Below are 18,082 nucleotides of genomic sequence, written 5' to 3'. Positions count from 1 at the left end.
AAACCGACTGTACTAGTAAATACAGCCGGCTTCCTTAAAATTATTTTGCTGCTGGTTGATTCTTAATAGCTGTGTCCATAATGCTTGTACGTTCTTCTTCTGGTATAGCTGATAAAATTTCATTGATTTTATCTGTCAGGTCACTGCCTTTTTCAAGACCGACAGCGATTGCTGTATCATCTGCTGATGTTTTAAATCCTTCTTCAAATTCAACCATTACGTAGTTTTCATTTGCAGCTGATGCACTAACTCCTTCTGGTCGCTCTGAAACGTATCCGTCAATCATCCCTGATTCAAGAGCTACTCTCATTGCTGGGAAGTTGTCCATTGCTGTTTTCTTGTCTACACCTTCAATTTGATCAATTACTGAGTAGTGGAACGTATTTAATTGAGCTGTAACTTTTGCCCCTTTGAAATCTTGGATAGAAGTTGCACCTTCATACTTGCTGCCTTTTTTGACAACCATCACTAAATTGGATGTATAGTAATTATCCGAAAAATCGATTGTTTTTTTACGATCTGCTGTCGGTGACATACCAGCTATAATCGCATCAATTTTTCCTGAAGTTAAAGCTGGCACAAGACCATCCCACTCTGTTTTGACAATCACTAATTCTTTTCCTAAACCTTCCGCTACTTTTTTAGCAATTTCAACATCATACCCGCCCGCATATTCTGCAGAACCGCCTATTTTAACACCACCGTTGGAATCATCGTTTTGAGTCCAGTTAAATGGAGCATATCCTGCTTCAAGTCCGACCGTAAAAGTATTATCCTCTGATGCTCCAGAATTAGAACCCTTGCTTGTCCCACATCCTGCTAATAGAACAATAGCTGAAACCAATAAAACAATAAATAATGATAACTTATTTCTCATGAAGCTCTCCCCCTGTTTTTTTTAATAGTTTTAATAGTTTACTAAAAACAAAAAACGGCCTGAGATAAACTCAGGCCGCAATACGCATAGTTCCCTTAAGTCCCCTCTTATATATCCCAATTGAGATAGCACAACTCAATAAACCGGAGAGTTTATTGAGACAGTTCTGCAGCTCTTAACTACAGACCCAGCATGTAATACTGAGAATATTACAAACTTCGGCGACATTTCCTTCTCCTTAGCATCACGGCTTCTCAAGCTCCACTAAAGACTGTTAAATATCGCGCCTCTACCTCACTGAAAAAAAGTGAGGTCTTATTAAATTATATTAATATACTACAGCATTTTGTCGAATTTCGTCAACTTGTATTTTTCTGCCAATTTCATTAAACCACTGGGCCCAACATTAGAGGTATCGCAACTCTTTCTTTTTTTGGCTGGCTAAGCACGAGCTCTCCCCGATTCCGACTTATCAATTATTGGATTGCTGCCTGCAGCGTGTCGGTAAACGAGTTGTCCTCCAAACCATCCCCCAAGCAAAAGAAAGATAAGACCAAAAAATGAGAGGGAAACGGAACTTCAACACTGTAACGAATAAAAAAGCTACCCGTAAACATCAAAATTGCCGAAATCATAATGGTCAAATGGTTCATTGCAACACGCTCAACAGTCCCTTTTTGAGGCAGTGCCACAAAGTCAATCATACCAGTAATTAACGATGGTAGAGACATAACTAAACCTATTACAAGACAATAAAACAAAAAGTTTCACCAGAAAGAAGCATCTGTCCATACTCCAATCAGATCACCAAATAGCGACACCGGTAAAAGGGCCATTGGAAAATGTGTAATGACAGGGTGTACTGGATGCCCAAAAACCCTCAACTTACCCCGCTTTTTCATTTTCATCTCCACCCTTATAAGATTCCAATAAGTAAAAGAACAAATGCAATAATTGCCGCTAAAGCATGAGTCACGATTAGGCCTTTAGGATGCGTCTTCCGAAGTAAATGGTAAGAAAACAACACGAATCCTCCAAGCGCAGCGATGAGGAATAGAATCAATGCGATGATTGAGTAATCCTGCACTCCCTTGTACTACCCCTAGAATTAATGAAATAAGCCCAGCTGCTGCAACTAATCCCTGAATAATCGATAGCCACATAGGTAAATCTCTTTGGGGAAGATAATTTACTGATTGAACGAAATTGTCCATTTGCAAATATTGCAAGGGAGCGCACCACCCTCTGTAGTGTAACAGTTAACGTACTCACAAGATTGCTTGGACTGAGTGTAGTCCGAAAGGAAAAATTTCAAAACGGAGATGGCCGGTGCGTTTTCAGGATACATACCAATCAACCGGTTTGCACCAATTCATATTCCTTTACATTTGAAAACTGATGGAAAGCGCCTATGAAAACAACTATAAAAAAATCCCTCAATAGATAGAAGGGATTTTGATAACTTATTTTTTTGTAACTTCAGTTAAAATTCGAAAAAGCGTGTTTTCTCCTTCTACTAAATAATATTTTGGACCATCCTTAATTCCACTGATGCGAATAACATTGTTTACTCCTATTATAAAGACAATATCCTTTTATTTGTGTGCATGGACAATTAATATAAATCATCCGGATAATCATCGGTTTCTTTTAGTTTCATCTCAGCTGATTGTTCTACAATAGCTTGTAAAATTCCCTTGTCTTCGATTAAAAATATGATTTTTTGGCTCAGGATTTTCAAAGTCTTTAATGATAATACTTTTTACGGTATCACCTTCTAAAATCTCGTCCATAAAAGCTGCATACGTGGTTTCTTTAAACGATTTGAAAATCATATAACTCACCACAAAAATGACAGTCAATAAAGCTAGATTAATAGTTAAAACAATCTTTTTATTCATCAATCCACTCCTTCTTTTTACTGTATTTTAACATTCTTTTTTTCTAAAATGGTTGTATATGTAAATAAATGTCTAGGAGGAGATATTGATTTCCTCTAGCGTGATTTTCAGGTTTAATGAGAATCAGAATGATTGTTAATTGCCAATTCAATAATTTTAATGATGATGAAAAAGGCGTGCATCAAATTAGCACGCCTCCCTTTTTTTCACTTGTAAACAACTAATAATTGATGGATAACTTCCTAAATTTCTTAGTTATTTTGATTTTCTCTCTCTACCTAACAGGTTAAGATTACCCATTCATCAATTATTTATTACCTATTAATTTGAAATAGCATTTCTTCTCTTAACGAAGTATAACACGCCGCCAGATAGAACTAACATTAATCCTGCTAGTAAAATGTTAAAGTTGTTTGTTGCTGTATTTGGAAGTTCATGATCAGCTTGTGTTGGAATTTTATTAGAAGCTGGTTGACCTTCGAATACACCATACGTACTGAAGTGATCGGTATAGGCTGAGATTTCACCATTTTGGTATTCTCCCCCGATTAACACCCATTTTTCTTCCTTTTCATTCCAATAATAAACTTTTACATTTTTAGGATTCTTAATTTGTTTTTGATCCACTTTGAATGTAAGTTTAACTTTTTCATTGAACTCATGATACAATTTGCCATCAGCTTCATTGGTAAAGTCATAAACAGTTAGTGATCCTATTGCTTGCATTTTCTTCACTTTAATATCTAGATTTTCTGCTAATGGCAGGATAGAAGCAGGAATTAGTACTTCTACATTTCCATTGCTTACCTGAATTGCTGCACTAGCATCTTTTAAAGCTTGAATTTGTTCTTTCTTAAGTTTTACTGTTGCATTAATTTTATTATCAACTTCAACAACTACTATTGCTTTTTCTTCAAGGTTTTCAAGCGCCTCTTCACTAATTGTATACTTATTACCTTCTTTTGCTACTTTCGGTTTAATAACTTTTGCCTCATCTGATTTACCTGGATTATTACCAGGTTTTTCGCCTGGTTTATTGCCTGGATTTTCTCCCGGTTTATTACCTGGATTTTCGCCTGGTTTATTGCCTGGATTTTCTCCCGGTTTATTACCTGGATTTTCGCCTGGTTTATTACCTGGGTTTTCTCCCGGTTTATTACCTGGATCATCACTTCCTTCAACAATTCGCCCTTCCACTTTTGTTGGGATCGTTTCTAAGCTTACTAGATAATCACGGAAGTTTTCCCAGTCAGATAAACCTAAGTCTGTTACTCTACCTTCTTCATAAGCTTTCGCAAAGACATCATAGCCATCTCCGCCTTTAGCTGTGAAGGCATTCGTTGCGACTGTATAAGTTTCTTCGTCTTGAACGTCTACATATTTACCATTTTGATTTAAATATTTTAAGGATACTACACGTTCTCCTGCTGGTTTCGTAGAATCAAATACCACTTTACCACCTGCTACATGTAAGAAACCGCCATTTTCACCTGGGTATTTACTGAAACTAATTTCAAATGCTTCTTTTAACTCAGCTCCAGTTACATCCATGGTTGCTAATGTGTTTGCAAATGGTAATACAGTAATGACTTCTCCTACTGTGATCGGACCAGCATTAATGGCTGCACGGATTCCGCCGCCGTTTTGCAATGCCATGATTACATTTTTACCTGTAAATTCTTTTGCTTTTGTAAGCATACCATCCGTAATAAGGTTACCAAGAATGGTTTCATTTTTACGTACACTAGGTGCTGTATTATCGCCATTTGTACGTGGGTTTTCCAATTCTGCAGTCGTTGTTACACCGATTTCCTCTTTCGCAACAGCATCTACTTTTGTTTTGTATGGTGCTAACAACGCTGCAGCTTCTTGATCATCAGCTTGTTTGTCAATTGCAATTAATTCTCCAGCTTGTCCAACTACAACGCCATATTCATCAAATTCAACATCAAGCACACCTAGATTGCTGTTTGCATTACCAGTTTGAACAATTAAAGTTGGTGTTGTGTCTTTAGCAACAACTACTGGTTCAGCTAATACGGTATGACTGTGTCCACCAACGATAACGTCAATACCTTCAACTTCTTCTGCTAATACCAAGTCGTTATCAAATGCTGCATTGTCGTCATATCCGATATGAGTTAATGCAATAATCTTATTAACGCCTTGTTCTTCAAAAGCGGCAACTGCTTTTTCTGCTTCTGCTTTATAATCTTCAAAAGTTATGGCTCCAGGGCTGGATAGATCTTCAGTTTCCGCTGTTGTTAAACCAAAGATACCAACCTTTTCACCATTAACCTCTTTGATAATACCATTATAAATTTGACCATTTACTGCTTCAGCTGTTACGGAATCATTGAAAATACCTGTAAATTTATTATCTTGTGAGAAATCAACGTTTGCACTCACAAATGGGAATTTTGCTTCCTTAATAAAATCAACTAAGCCTTGATGTCCTTCATCTGATGAGCCTAAATCAAACTCATGGTTACCAAATGTCATTGCATCATAGCGCATAAGATTCATTAGAGCCAAGTCAGCTTGCCCATGGAATTCATTGAAATACAATGTTCCAGTGAAAACATCCCCTGCATTTAAAAGCAATGCATCTGGGTTTTCTGCTCTAACTTCTTTTACTGCTGTTACAGTTTTAGGCATTTTGTCTAAAGCTGCATGGGTATCATTTGTGTGCATGATGCTTAAATCAAAATTCTTATTTGCATTAGCTAGATCAATTTGAACCAATACTGGATCGTGGTCAGATGCCTGTTCAGTAAAGTTCGCATTAATGTGAATCATGTCAGCTGTTGTAGCATTTAATAAGTTGTTTGAAACTAAAATATGGTCTAACGTTTGGTTGTTTCCTTGGAAGAAATAAGAGAAACGATCTTCAGCAGGTACGTGATCAACCATATTTGTTAATACACCACCTTTAAGTGTTTCAAGAGCTGGTGTGAATTCAAAATCGTTCATATCTCCAGCAACAACAATATTTAAATTAGGATTTTTTGCAAGTCCTGCATCAATGAAATCATTAATTTCTTGTGCTAGACCAAGACGTTCTGATTCTGAATTTAATTTAGGAGGCTGGTTAGATCCCCATAAGGATTGATCTCCACCTTTAGAATTTAAATGAGCACCGATGACAACTACTCGTTCTCCTTGGAACTCAAATTCTGAAACGATTGGTTTACGTGTATCAGGAAATTTAGCAGGATTAATGACTCCTGGGTTAAGCGTTAAATTACCTGTTTCACTCCAAGCATTAGCTTGTGTGCCTGTACCTTTGGTTCCTTCAACTAATGTAACGCGGTCAGGGTTATATAGGTAACCAACACGGATATTCCCCCCAGGTGCACCACCGTTATCATTGTTTACAGGTGTAACATCTGTCCATTTATAATCAGGGCCATTTTCTGCTTTGATTGCTGCTATTAGACGTTCGTAGCTTTCAGATGCATCTGCATTTCCAGAATCTGTTTCACCGTCATTATCTTGTACTTCTACTAACGAAATAATGTCTGGTGACTTCATATTACTTACAAATGTTTTCGCTATTTTGGCTACTTTTTCATCTGGTGTGTTTGATTTGTTATTTGAGAAGTTTTCCATATTGTAAGTTGCTACAGTTAATTTATCATCAGCTGGAGCAATATTCGTTACTTCTGGTTGTATGTTAGACTCGATTACTTTAGGTAATTTATCTTTGTTTGTTAAAAGTTGATAGCCATTACTTGAGTAAGAAATAACCCCAACAACATCACCATCAAAAGTATCACCTGATTTGAAATTATTACCTACATTATCTAAGAATACTTTTTCCGGATTATAATCATCTGCAGCAATCGTTAGACCGCCTTGATTATTTAACACATTGTTTGTAGTGCTCTCAACGATGATTGGAACATCATTTGAGTAAGGAGGGCCCACTACTTTCGCATTTGGGAATGAAACTCGCATAAATTCTACAGATTCCCAGAAATCAATACCATCTTGTTCTGGATCAAATGATTTCATTTCATCATTATCAATGATTTTATTTGGAGGCAGAATGTCTTTACCAACTACTTGTGGTGTTGGTAACTCAGCTGTCCCTGTTTTTGTTACAGCACTTGCGTTAATTTGAGTTTTAGAAAGGTTAGCACCGCCGCCATTTTCTTCTACAATTCCGTCAACGGTTACTTTATCACCTACAGACACACCATGAGATGATTTGTATACTTGAATTGCTTCTGATGTCGTTTTGTTATCGTCGGCGTTTTCATCTTGAATGATAAAAGTTGACGTACCAATTACATGCGTTACAACACCCGTAATACCTTTAACTGCAGATCCGTCATATTTAGAAACATGTCCTTTCCCTTGAATATCACGAATTTTTACGCCTTCAGTATTTAAAATGGTATAAGTGAAGCTAAATACTTCGCTTACTTTTTCTCCATTTACTGCAATAGCTTTAATAGTTGTGTCGCCCGTTTCTAATGCAATGGGTTGAACATATTTAGTATTTTCGATTGTTGGCACTGAACCATCAGTTGTGTAATAAATCTCAGCACCTTCAATACCAGATTTCAGTTCAATCTTTGTACCTGCTGGTACTGTTCCTTGAGCTTGTGCTACATAAACTGCTGGTTTGTTTACTAGATCATAACTTTCAAGACCAAATGTTTTTACATGATATCCATCAGTATCAATCGATCCAATTCCTTTTAAATGAACTTTGTCGCCTTCTTTATAATATTTAATCAGTTCATTATAATCAGAACCTGTACGATTATCATGAATCACACGTACCTGATCTCCTGTTTCCGTCTTTGCTTGGAAAATTGCCGTTCCATAGCTATCACTTTCCAGAGCTGTAATTGTAATATTTTCTAATTTAATCAATTCACCTTGAGTAGCTTCGTTAATAGCTGTTGGTGCTATAACTTGAGCTTCGGGTAAATTGTTACCAGAGGAGATAATGTCCATGTTGGTCGGTTGAAGCTCTAATTCGTTCTTATATGTTATTAACTTTCCAGTAATTTTTACTTTATCCCCAGGTTGAACATCCTTCGGGCTACCGTAAATGAGCATACCTGCTGTACCATCTTGCATATAGAAAGTATCATAACCCCAAAGTCCATTCTTTGTTGTAGCAATACCTTCAATGGTTACTGTTTGACCTGCTCCAGCTTGACGAGCTTTTGCCACTGTAATAGCTTCTAGTGGCGCTTCAGGTTCCTCTTCTGGAGCTCCACCTAATGTATGCACTCCTAGGTTTGAAGAGACATCCTTACCTAAATCAGACCATTCCTTTGTTTTATCAAAAGCATCATTTATAATTGTATCGCCTGTTAAAACATTACTATTTCTAACTAAAGATACATCTGCCAGGTGATTTTCCACTGATCCAACCCATCCAATTGAATCAACAACACTTCCATTTTTCTTAAGTACGATTTGATCGTTACCATTAAAATTAATTATTTGTTTGCTCTCATCAACTTTATCAGTTACCGCAACAATTGCAGGATTTGCATCTGAACGAGATATCACGTATGTATCGCCAGCAGCGAGCTTACCGTCTAATGGTAAAACCTTATCCGTAGTAGTTGTTCCTGTTATAGCACTTCCACTATTGTTATAGTGTTCAAGTGTATACCCACTTAGATCAATCTCTGCGCCTGTTCCATTGTATAGCTCAATCGCTTTATTAAAACTTGATCCCTCAATATATTCTGAGATTATCAAATCCGCAGCTACGCTAGTTTCAGCCTTTGCTGCAGTATTAGCTATTGGTGAGAATAAACTTATAAGTAGGGCAGGCACCGTGACCATACTTAATCTCTTCTTATGTCTTCTATTCATGTTTCTCCCCCTTTTATTATGTATCACTGTTAATCTAAAATGCTAGCAAACTCTTGCCAGTAATAATTATATAATTCTACTATTAAGCCAGTGTTAATTTCATGTAAAAGATTGCCGAATTGTCGAATAACTTGAAGGGAGCTAATTTACAAATAATTCACTAGGCTCATTGTGAATCAGATGAATCGAATGATTCCCTCTACCATGATTTTTTAGGTTCAACGGGCATCAGATGGCTCGTCTGATTCCCTCTAGCATGATTTTTCAGGGCCAACGGTAATCAGATAGTTCGTCTGATTCCCTCTATCATGATATTTTAAGTTCAAAGGGAATCAGATAGTTCCTCTGATTCCCTTTAACATGATTTTTCGGTTCAATGGGAATCAGATGGCTCGTCTGATTCCCATTAACCACGATTTTTAGGGTTCGACGGGAATCAAATACTTGCATTATCTAAAATCGAAAATGATTTTAGATAAGAGCCTTTCAAAGTAGAAAAACGATTCGGAGTATCCTGAAATATTATTAATTTATTGGATGTTAGCAGTGGACCTTTTTTAAGAGACCGCTCGTCCTTCTTTTAGCTATTCACAGGCATTCATCTATCTTATGAGTGATCGCCGAGGTAATCTATTATTTCCTGAACGACAAAAAAACTCACAAACGTTGAGTTACCAACATTTGTGAGTTTTTTTAGATACCGGTGGTCGGGGTCGAACCGACACTCCTTGCGGAACACGATTTTGAGTCGTGCGCGTCTGCCAATTCCGCCACACCGGCATAATAAAATTCAGTTAAGGTAATGCCGAGGACCGGAATCGAACCGGTACGGTAGTCACCTACCGCAGGATTTTAAGTCCTGTGCGTCTGCCAGTTCCGCCACCCCGGCGCAATGAAATGCGCTATAAAACATAAATAAAATACTTGAAGGCGGCAACCGGATTCGAACCGGTGGTAAAGGTTTTGCAGACCTCTGCCTTACCACTTGGCTATGCCGCCATATAATGGAGCGGAAGACGGGATTCGAACCCGCGACCCCCACCTTGGCAAGGTGGTGTTCTACCACTGAACTACTTCCGCAAATTGGCTGGGCTAGCTGGATTTGAACCAACGCATGTCGCAGTCAAAGTGCGATGCCTTACCGCTTGGCTATAGCCCAATGATAAAATTTTATTATCTTACAAAATGATCTTATGGGGCGACTGATGGGAATCGAACCCACGAATGCCTGAACCACAATCAGGTGCGTTAACCACTTCGCCACAATCGCCATAATAAAATTAATTGGCAGGGGTAGTAGGAATTGAACCCACACCAAAGGTTTTGGAGACCTTCGTTCTACCTTTAAACTATACCCCTAAAATGAAAAACATTGGTTATTTTCACTAAAGTGAAAAAACATTGGTGGAGGGGGACGGATTCGAACCGCCGAACCCGGAGGGAGCGGATTTACAGTCCGCCGCGTTTAGCCACTTCGCTACCCCTCCACATATTATGATGTAAAAAACCAGATGGTGCCGGCTAGAGGACTTGAACCCCCAACCTACTGATTACAAGTCAGTTGCTCTACCAATTGAGCTAAACCGGCAAGCATATAATCAATAGAATAAAAATGGTGGCTCAGGACGGAATCGAACCGCCGACACAAGGATTTTCAGTCCTTTGCTCTACCGACTGAGCTACTGAGCCACACTATAAAGCCTATTTCAAAAAGAAATGGCGGTCTGGACGGGACTCGAACCCGCGACCTCCTGCGTGACAGGCAGGCATTCTAACCAACTGAACTACCAGACCAATTGCGGGGACAGGATTTGAACCTGCGACCTTCGGGTTATGAGCCCGACGAGCTACCGGACTGCTCCACCCCGCGACAATAAAAATTAAAGATTTTTTTCACTATCGTGAAAAAATTTGGTGGAGGATGACGGGATCGAACCGCCGACCCTCTGCTTGTAAGGCAGATGCTCTCCCAGCTGAGCTAATCCTCCATATTTAAGATATACTATTTTCAATGTTGAGACATAACACTGGTGACCCCTACGGGATTCGAACCCGTGTTACCTCCGTGAAAGGGAGGTGTCTTAACCACTTGACCAAGGGGCCATTAATAATAGATTGTGTTTTTATGGCGGAGAGCAAGGGATTTGAACCCTTGAGACAGGGTTACCCGCCTACACGATTTCCAATCGTGCTCCTTCGGCCACTCGGACAGCTCTCCATAAAAGAATGGCTCCGCAGGTAGGACTCGAACCTACGACCGATCGGTTAACAGCCGATAGCTCTACCACTGAGCTACTGCGGAATAATAAAATTGATGCAGCCTGGCAACGTCCTACTCTCACAGGAACAAAGTTCCAACTACCATCGGCGCTGAGAAGCTTAACTTCCGTGTTCGGTATGGGAACGGGTGTGACCTTCTCGCCATTATTACCAGACTACTTTTCTCAAAGACAATCTTTATTATACTGTCTTTTCGATATTTTTCAAGAGGTTTTTGAAAATAATTCATTCCCTCAAAACTAGATAATGCAGAAGAAGTTTGTAAAACGAGTTCGCTTTTAAAAATTGGTTAAGTCCTCGAACGATTAGTATCAGTCAGCTCCACATGTTACCACGCTTCCACCTCTGACCTATCAACCTGATCATCTTTCAGGGTTCTTACTAGCTTGACGCTATGGGAAATCTCATCTTGAGGGGGGCTTCATGCTTAGATGCTTTCAGCACTTATCCCGTCCGCACATAGCTACCCAGCGATGCCTTTGGCAAGACAACTGGTACACCAGCGGTGCGTCCATCCCGGTCCTCTCGTACTAAGGACAGCTCCTCTCAAATTTCCTGCGCCCACGACGGATAGGGACCGAACTGTCTCACGACGTTCTGAACCCAGCTCGCGTACCGCTTTAATGGGCGAACAGCCCAACCCTTGGGACCGACTACAGCCCCAGGATGCGATGAGCCGACATCGAGGTGCCAAACCTCCCCGTCGATGTGGACTCTTGGGGGAGATAAGCCTGTTATCCCCGGGGTAGCTTTTATCCGTTGAGCGATGGCCCTTCCATGCGGAACCACCGGATCACTAAGCCCGACTTTCGTCCCTGCTCGACTTGTAGGTCTCGCAGTCAAGCTCCCTTGTGCCTTTACACTCTGCGAATGATTTCCAACCATTCTGAGGGAACCTTTGGGCGCCTCCGTTACTCTTTAGGAGGCGACCGCCCCAGTCAAACTGCCCACCTGACACTGTCTCCCACCCCGATAAGGGGTGCGGGTTAGAATTTCAATACAGCCAGGGTAGTATCCCACCGACGCCTCCACCGAAGCTAGCGCTCCGGTTTCTCAGGCTCCTACCTATCCTGTACAAGCTGTACCAAAATTCAATATCAGGCTACAGTAAAGCTCCACGGGGTCTTTCCGTCCTGTCGCGGGTAACCTGCATCTTCACAGGTACTATAATTTCACCGAGTCTCTCGTTGAGACAGTGCCCAGATCGTTACGCCTTTCGTGCGGGTCGGAACTTACCCGACAAGGAATTTCGCTACCTTAGGACCGTTATAGTTACGGCCGCCGTTTACTGGGGCTTCGATTCAGAGCTTCGCTTGCGCTAACCCCTCCTCTTAACCTTCCAGCACCGGGCAGGCGTCAGCCCCTATACTTCGCCTTGCGGCTTCGCAGAGACCTGTGTTTTTGCTAAACAGTCGCCTGGGCCTATTCACTGCGGCTCTTCGAGGCTATTCACCTCAAAAAGCACCCCTTCTCCCGAAGTTACGGGGTCATTTTGCCGAGTTCCTTAACGAGAGTTCTCTCGCACACCTTAGGATTCTCTCCTCGCCTACCTGTGTCGGTTTGCGGTACGGGCACCTTTTATCTCGCTAGAGGCTTTTCTTGGCAGTGTGGAATCAGGAACTTCGGTACTATATTTCCCTCGCCATCACAGCTCAGCCTTTACGGTAAGCGGATTTTCCTGCTTACCAGCCTAACTGCTTGGACGCGCATATCCAACAGCGCGCTTACCCTATCCTCCTGCGTCCCCCCATCACTCAAACGATAAAGAGGTGGTACAGGAATATCAACCTGTTGTCCATCGCCTACGCCTTTCGGCCTCGGCTTAGGTCCCGACTAACCCTGAGAGGACGAGCCTTCCTCAGGAAACCTTAGGCATACGGTGGACGGGATTCTCACCCGTCTTTCGCTACTCATACCGGCATTCTCACTTCTAAGCGCTCCACCAGTCCTTACGGTCTAGCTTCAACGCCCTTAGAACGCTCTCCTACCACTGACACCATACGGTGTCAATCCACAGCTTCGGTGTTACGTTTAGCCCCGGTACATTTTCGGCGCAGAGTCACTCGACCAGTGAGCTATTACGCACTCTTTAAATGGTGGCTGCTTCTAAGCCAACATCCTGGTTGTCTAAGCAACTCCACATCCTTTTCCACTTAACGTAAACTTTGGGACCTTAGCTGGTGGTCTGGGCTGTTTCCCTTTTGACTACGGATCTTATCACTCGCAGTCTGACTCCCACGGATAAGTCTTTGGCATTCGGAGTTTGTCTGAATTCGGTAACCCGATGAGGGCCCCTAGTCCAAACAGTGCTCTACCTCCAAGACTCTTACAACGTGAGGCTAGCCCTAAAGCTATTTCGGAGAGAACCAGCTATCTCCAAGTTCGATTGGAATTTCTCCGCTACCCACACCTCATCCCCGCACTTTTCAACGTGCGTGGGTTCGGGCCTCCATCCAGTGTTACCTGGACTTCACCCTGGACATGGGTAGATCACCTGGTTTCGGGTCTACGACCACATACTAAAATCGCCCTATTCAGACTCGCTTTCGCTGCGGCTCCGTCTCTTCAACTTAACCTTGCATGTAATCGTAACTCGCCGGTTCATTCTACAAAAGGCACGCTATCACCCATTAACGGGCTCTAACTACTTGTAGGCACACGGTTTCAGGATCTATTTCACTCCCCTTCCGGGGTGCTTTTCACCTTTCCCTCACGGTACTGGTTCACTATCGGTCACTAGGGAGTATTTAGCCTTGGGAGATGGTCCTCCCAGCTTCCGACCGGATTTCTCGTGTCCGGCCGTACTCAGGATCCACTCAGGAGGGAACGAAGTTTCAACTACAGGGTTTTTACCTTCTATGACGGGCCTTTCCAGACCGCTTCATCTACCCCGTTCCTTTGTAACTCCATGTTGAGTGTCCTACAACCCCAAGAGGCAAGCCTCTTGGTTTGGGCTATGTCCCGTTTCGCTCGCCGCTACTCAGGGAATCGCGTTTGCTTTCTCTTCCTCCGGGTACTTAGATGTTTCAGTTCCCCGGGTCTGCCTTCAATACCCTATGTATTCAGGTAAAGATACTACTCCATTACGAGCAGTGGGTTCCCCCATTCGGAAATCTCCGGATCAAAGCTTACTTACAGCTCCCCGAAGCATATCGGTGTTAGTCCCGTCCTTCATCGGCTCCTAGTGCCAAGGCATCCACCGTGCGCCCTTTCTAACTTAACCTAAAAGGTTATACTCTTCTTATTAATAAGAGAGAAAAACTAAAATGGCGATTCTCGGTTTTACTTTGACTTCTTCTTACGATTATCTAGTTTTCAAGGAACAAATGTTTCGAGAGAAATTGCACTCTCAAAACTAAACAAACAAGTAACAGTCAACTTCTTATCAGTCCACAAGGACTGCATTATCCTTAGAAAGGAGGTGATCCAGCCGCACCTTCCGATACGGCTACCTTGTTACGACTTCACCCCAATCATCTGTCCCACCTTAGGCGGCTGGCTCCTTACGGTTACCCCACCGACTTCGGGTGTTACAAACTCTCGTGGTGTGACGGGCGGTGTGTACAAGGCCCGGGAACGTATTCACCGCGGCATGCTGATCCGCGATTACTAGCGATTCCGGCTTCATGTAGGCGAGTTGCAGCCTACAATCCGAACTGAGAATGGTTTTATGGGATTGGCTAAACCTCGCGGTCTTGCAGCCCTTTGTACCATCCATTGTAGCACGTGTGTAGCCCAGGTCATAAGGGGCATGATGATTTGACGTCATCCCCACCTTCCTCCGGTTTGTCACCGGCAGTCTCCTTAGAGTGCCCAACTGAATGCTGGCAACTAAGAACAAGGGTTGCGCTCGTTGCGGGACTTAACCCAACATCTCACGACACGAGCTGACGACAACCATGCACCACCTGTCACTCTGTCCCCCGAAGGGGAACGTCCTATCTCTAGGAGTGTCAGAGGATGTCAAGACCTGGTAAGGTTCTTCGCGTTGCTTCGAATTAAACCACATGCTCCACCGCTTGTGCGGGCCCCCGTCAATTCCTTTGAGTTTCAGCCTTGCGGCCGTACTCCCCAGGCGGAGTGCTTAATGCGTTAGCTGCAGCACTAAAGGGCGGAAACCCTCTAACACTTAGCACTCATCGTTTACGGCGTGGACTACCAGGGTATCTAATCCTGTTTGCTCCCCACGCTTTCGCGCCTCAGCGTCAGTTACAGACCAGAAAGCCGCCTTCGCCACTGGTGTTCCTCCACATCTCTACGCATTTCACCGCTACACGTGGAATTCCGCTTTCCTCTTCTGTACTCAAGTCCCCCAGTTTCCAATGACCCTCCACGGTTGAGCCGTGGGCTTTCACATCAGACTTAAAGGACCGCCTGCGCGCGCTTTACGCCCAATAATTCCGGACAACGCTTGCCACCTACGTATTACCGCGGCTGCTGGCACGTAGTTAGCCGTGGCTTTCTGGTTAGGTACCGTCAAGGTACCGGCAGTTACTCCGATACTTGTTCTTCCCTAACAACAGAGCTTTACGACCCGAAGGCCTTCATCGCTCACGCGGCGTTGCTCCGTCAGACTTTCGTCCATTGCGGAAGATTCCCTACTGCTGCCTCCCGTAGGAGTCTGGGCCGTGTCTCAGTCCCAGTGTGGCCGATCACCCTCTCAGGTCGGCTACGCATCGTCGCCTTGGTGAGCCGTTACCTCACCAACTAGCTAATGCGCCGCGGGCCCATCTGTAAGTGTCAGCGTAAACCGACTTTCAGCTTTTCCTCATGAAAGGAAAAGGATTATCCGGTATTAGCTCCGGTTTCCCGAAGTTATCCCAGTCTTACAGGCAGGTTGCCCACGTGTTACTCACCCGTCCGCCGCTAACCAAGAGGTGCAAGCACCTCAAGATTCGCTCGACTTGCATGTATTAGGCACGCCGCCAGCGTTCGTCCTGAGCCAGGATCAAACTCTCCAAGAAAGTTGATATAGCTCAAAAATGTTACGTTGGCTTAGCTTTTCTAAAAAGCTAAAAAAGTGTTTGTTGACGTTCTTGTTTGTTTAGTTTTCAAAGAGCAATTATCATCTTCGCTCGTAAGCGACTTTTATAATATAACACATCTTAATTTACAGTGTCAATATTATTTTTCAAAAAAATATAACCGTCATTTGCGAAGTACTTGAAGTCTTTCGTTCGCAGCGACGGTTATTAATATAACAAGTATCTCAAAAAAGGTCAATAGGTTTTATTGTTTTTTTAAGTTAATTTTTTACTCACCTGATAACATCGATGAAATATCCCATGTCCCTTTGTATCAAGACTAACAACATCTATTAATCCTTTTTCAATTAGGAACTCAATCAGAACGGCCAAATCTACAGAATAAGGAATTAAATCTTTTTCATTTTGAATCTCGTTGAAGGTCCAATATTCCTTTGTACTTAGAACCTCTAAAAGATGGGCACAACCCACTTTAGTTCGAGAATGAATCATAAACTCACTGGCTAAAAAGAGTAGCTCCAGCCTTTTTTCAATCGCTTCTTCACTATTAACAAGTTCTTCATATAATTTTACAATCTCCGGTTCAATCTGTTTTACCTGCTGCCAAACAGTTAATTCGGGATGAAGACCATTTTCAATCACAGCAAGTCTTGCTAAGTGGTGTAAAGAATGAACAACATAATTATATGCGTCTAGATATTGTTTGTTTTCAAAGAGCGCCTTTCCATCGATATACCGTCTTATCAGCTTTGCAAATTCTAAGCCCATTTTCATCTTACGGCCATTAAAAGGAAATTCACGTAATTCTGTTTTTAGATTTTCTATATATTCATTTCGATCAAACAATATCTTTGCATTTTGAAGCCATTCAAATATTTTTCTATTCGTGCCTAATAGAAGCCAATCATTTAATTGGCCCTCTGTGACGATGTGCATTGCCGCCTTACTATCATTATAAGTATAGTGCTTTATTAATAATGGCTGCTCTCCCTCTTTTACAATAATTAAAAGTATTACATCAAAGGTGTCTGTGGTATGGCTTGATTTATGTCTTTTTTCTACCATCAATACTCCAAGTGTATTGGATTGACTAGCCCGTTCCTGATAAATGGGCCGAAGAATGTCTTTCATTCATCATTCCTCCATAATTTTCGATAAACTATATGTTCGACAGTAATAATAAATCTCCTTCTTATTAAAGAGACAAATTTCGACATTCTTTAACATAACATTTTTTCACGAGATGTAAATATGGTATAGTTTGTCTAGGAGGAGAATTTATGGCTAAATATTCAAGTAAGATAAATAAAATCCGTAGTTTTGCATTATCCTTAATCTTTATTGGTTTTATTGTTATGTATGGTGGAATTTATTTTCGTAACTCTCCACTTGTTATGACCATTTTCATGCTAATAGGACTTTTATTCATTATTGCTAGCACTGTTGTTTATTTTTGGATTGGGATGTTATCAACTAGGACGATACAAGTAAAATGTCCAACTTGCGGAAAACACACAAAAATGCTCGGAAGAGTAGATATGTGTATGCATTGTAGAGAACCTATAACCCTGGATCCTGCCCTAGTAGGCAAAGAATTTGATGAATCCTATAATAAAAAATCAAAAAAATAAAAGCCGATTTTCTTAATCGGCTTTTTTGCTGTGTTAATGTACTTCTTTACTCGTACACTCAGGACATGTACCGTAAACTTCCATTCGATGATTATTCACTTTAAAACCCGTCACATGTGAAGCAAGTTGTTCTACTTCATTTAATCCGGGGTAATGGAAATCAACTATTTTTCCACAGCTCTCACAAATCACATGGTAATGGTGAGATGTGACAAAATCAAAGCGTGCCGAAGCATCACCATATGTTAATTCTTTTACTAAACCTACTTCACGAAATACTCGTAAATTATTGTAAACTGTTGCCACACTCATATTAGGGAATTTCCCTTCTAAGGCTTTATAAATATCATCTGCAGTAGGATGTGACATTGAGTTTATTAAAAATTCAAGTATCGCATGACGTTGTGGAGTTATACGTACTCCCGTTTCCTTTAAAGTATCCAACGCTTCTTTTAACTGATTCATCGCCATGCACCTCTATTCCACAAATATTCTTAAATTATAATTGTTATAATTAGTTTACTAAGGAATTAATACTTTTGTCAATATTGATATATC

Annotated in this window: 9 protein-coding genes, 16 tRNA genes, 3 rRNA genes and 1 riboswitch; of the genes, 1 reads left to right on the top strand and 27 read right to left on the bottom strand. The window is 41.5% G+C overall.

The genetic code is table 11. From position 1 onward, the window contains the following. Positions 1–40 precede the first annotated feature (40 nt). From QNH48_RS06680 to QNH48_RS06555, 26 genes are all read right to left on the bottom strand, one after another. Positions 41–877: a transporter substrate-binding domain-containing protein gene (locus QNH48_RS06680; RefSeq protein ID WP_283954275.1), complete on the bottom strand. Its 837-nt coding sequence runs from the start codon at positions 875–877 to the stop codon at positions 41–43. 118 nt (positions 878–995) lie between these two features. After that, positions 996–1,177, bottom strand: a riboswitch (Lysine riboswitch). A 176-nt stretch (positions 1,178–1,353) separates the two neighbouring features. Then, positions 1,354–1,608, bottom strand: a complete 255-nt coding sequence (locus QNH48_RS06675) for a hypothetical protein (RefSeq protein WP_283954274.1) — start codon at positions 1,606–1,608, stop codon at positions 1,354–1,356. A gap of 36 nt (positions 1,609–1,644) precedes the next feature. Then, positions 1,645–1,779, bottom strand: a complete 135-nt coding sequence (locus tag QNH48_RS06670) for a DUF2231 domain-containing protein (RefSeq protein ID WP_283954273.1) — start codon at positions 1,777–1,779, stop codon at positions 1,645–1,647. 84 nt (positions 1,780–1,863) lie between these two features. Continuing rightward, on the bottom strand, positions 1,864–2,091 hold the full coding sequence (locus tag QNH48_RS06665; RefSeq protein WP_283954272.1) for a hypothetical protein: 228 nt from the start codon (positions 2,089–2,091) through the stop codon (positions 1,864–1,866). Positions 2,092–2,538: 447 nt separating this feature from the next. Then, positions 2,539–2,778, bottom strand: a complete 240-nt coding sequence (locus QNH48_RS06660) for a hypothetical protein (RefSeq protein WP_283954271.1) — start codon at positions 2,776–2,778, stop codon at positions 2,539–2,541. 321 nt (positions 2,779–3,099) lie between these two features. Further along, positions 3,100–8,628 carry a 5'-nucleotidase C-terminal domain-containing protein gene (locus QNH48_RS06655; RefSeq protein WP_283954270.1) on the bottom strand — a complete coding sequence of 1,843 codons (5,529 nt, stop codon included), beginning with the start codon at positions 8,626–8,628 and terminating at the stop codon, positions 3,100–3,102. 698 nt (positions 8,629–9,326) lie between these two features. Further along, positions 9,327–9,408 (bottom strand) — tRNA-Leu (locus QNH48_RS06650). A 23-nt stretch (positions 9,409–9,431) separates the two neighbouring features. Further along, positions 9,432–9,517: transfer RNA gene (locus tag QNH48_RS06645), tRNA-Leu, on the bottom strand. 39 nt (positions 9,518–9,556) lie between these two features. After that, positions 9,557–9,627 (bottom strand) — tRNA-Cys (locus QNH48_RS06640). Positions 9,628–9,633: 6 nt separating this feature from the next. After that, positions 9,634–9,708: transfer RNA gene (locus tag QNH48_RS06635), tRNA-Gly, on the bottom strand. Between the two features lie 4 nt (positions 9,709–9,712). Continuing rightward, a tRNA-Gln gene (locus QNH48_RS06630) sits at positions 9,713–9,787 on the bottom strand. 35 nt (positions 9,788–9,822) lie between these two features. Beyond that, positions 9,823–9,898, bottom strand: a tRNA-His gene (locus QNH48_RS06625). Between the two features lie 15 nt (positions 9,899–9,913). Then, positions 9,914–9,987 (bottom strand) — tRNA-Trp (locus tag QNH48_RS06620). Positions 9,988–10,030: 43 nt separating this feature from the next. Then, positions 10,031–10,115: transfer RNA gene (locus tag QNH48_RS06615), tRNA-Tyr, on the bottom strand. A 25-nt stretch (positions 10,116–10,140) separates the two neighbouring features. Beyond that, positions 10,141–10,216 (bottom strand) — tRNA-Thr (locus QNH48_RS06610). 25 nt (positions 10,217–10,241) lie between these two features. Further along, positions 10,242–10,317 (bottom strand) — tRNA-Phe (locus QNH48_RS06605). Between the two features lie 28 nt (positions 10,318–10,345). Further along, a tRNA-Asp gene (locus QNH48_RS06600) sits at positions 10,346–10,422 on the bottom strand. 2 nt (positions 10,423–10,424) lie between these two features. Then, a tRNA-Met gene (locus QNH48_RS06595) sits at positions 10,425–10,498 on the bottom strand. A 42-nt stretch (positions 10,499–10,540) separates the two neighbouring features. Continuing rightward, positions 10,541–10,616: transfer RNA gene (locus tag QNH48_RS06590), tRNA-Val, on the bottom strand. Positions 10,617–10,656: 40 nt separating this feature from the next. Continuing rightward, positions 10,657–10,731, bottom strand: a tRNA-Glu gene (locus QNH48_RS06585). A 23-nt stretch (positions 10,732–10,754) separates the two neighbouring features. Continuing rightward, positions 10,755–10,846 (bottom strand) — tRNA-Ser (locus QNH48_RS06580). Between the two features lie 9 nt (positions 10,847–10,855). Continuing rightward, positions 10,856–10,930 (bottom strand) — tRNA-Asn (locus QNH48_RS06575). 17 nt (positions 10,931–10,947) lie between these two features. After that, positions 10,948–11,063 (bottom strand): 5S ribosomal RNA (gene rrf, locus QNH48_RS06570). Between the two features lie 130 nt (positions 11,064–11,193). Continuing rightward, positions 11,194–14,131, bottom strand: a 23S ribosomal RNA gene (locus QNH48_RS06565). Positions 14,132–14,322: 191 nt separating this feature from the next. Continuing rightward, positions 14,323–15,872 (bottom strand): 16S ribosomal RNA (locus QNH48_RS06560). The 16S, 23S and 5S rRNA genes sit together here with 16 tRNA genes alongside, the layout of an rRNA operon. Before the next feature lie 276 nt (positions 15,873–16,148). Further along, the gene (locus QNH48_RS06555; RefSeq protein ID WP_283954269.1) at positions 16,149–17,024 is read right to left on the bottom strand and encodes a nucleotidyltransferase-like protein; all 876 of its coding nucleotides are present in this window, start codon (positions 17,022–17,024) and stop codon (positions 16,149–16,151) included. Between the two features lie 149 nt (positions 17,025–17,173). On the opposite strand from QNH48_RS06555, the gene QNH48_RS06550 reads away from it, so the two are divergent. Then, positions 17,174–17,524, top strand: a complete 351-nt coding sequence (locus QNH48_RS06550) for a YgzB family protein (RefSeq protein WP_095249221.1) — start codon at positions 17,174–17,176, stop codon at positions 17,522–17,524. A gap of 33 nt (positions 17,525–17,557) precedes the next feature. Here the strand turns inward: QNH48_RS06550 and perR are convergent, their stop codons facing one another. Next, the gene (gene perR, locus QNH48_RS06545; RefSeq protein WP_095249220.1) at positions 17,558–17,995 is read right to left on the bottom strand and encodes a peroxide-responsive transcriptional repressor PerR; all 438 of its coding nucleotides are present in this window, start codon (positions 17,993–17,995) and stop codon (positions 17,558–17,560) included. Positions 17,996–18,082: the final 87 nt, after the last annotated feature.

Origin of the sequence: Neobacillus sp. YX16 (assembly GCF_030123505.1) — a bacterium.
Taxonomy (GTDB): domain Bacteria; phylum Bacillota; class Bacilli; order Bacillales; family Cytobacillaceae; genus Neobacillus.
Note: the sequence above shows the minus strand (reverse complement) of the source record. Positions and strands in the feature narration are given on the sequence as shown.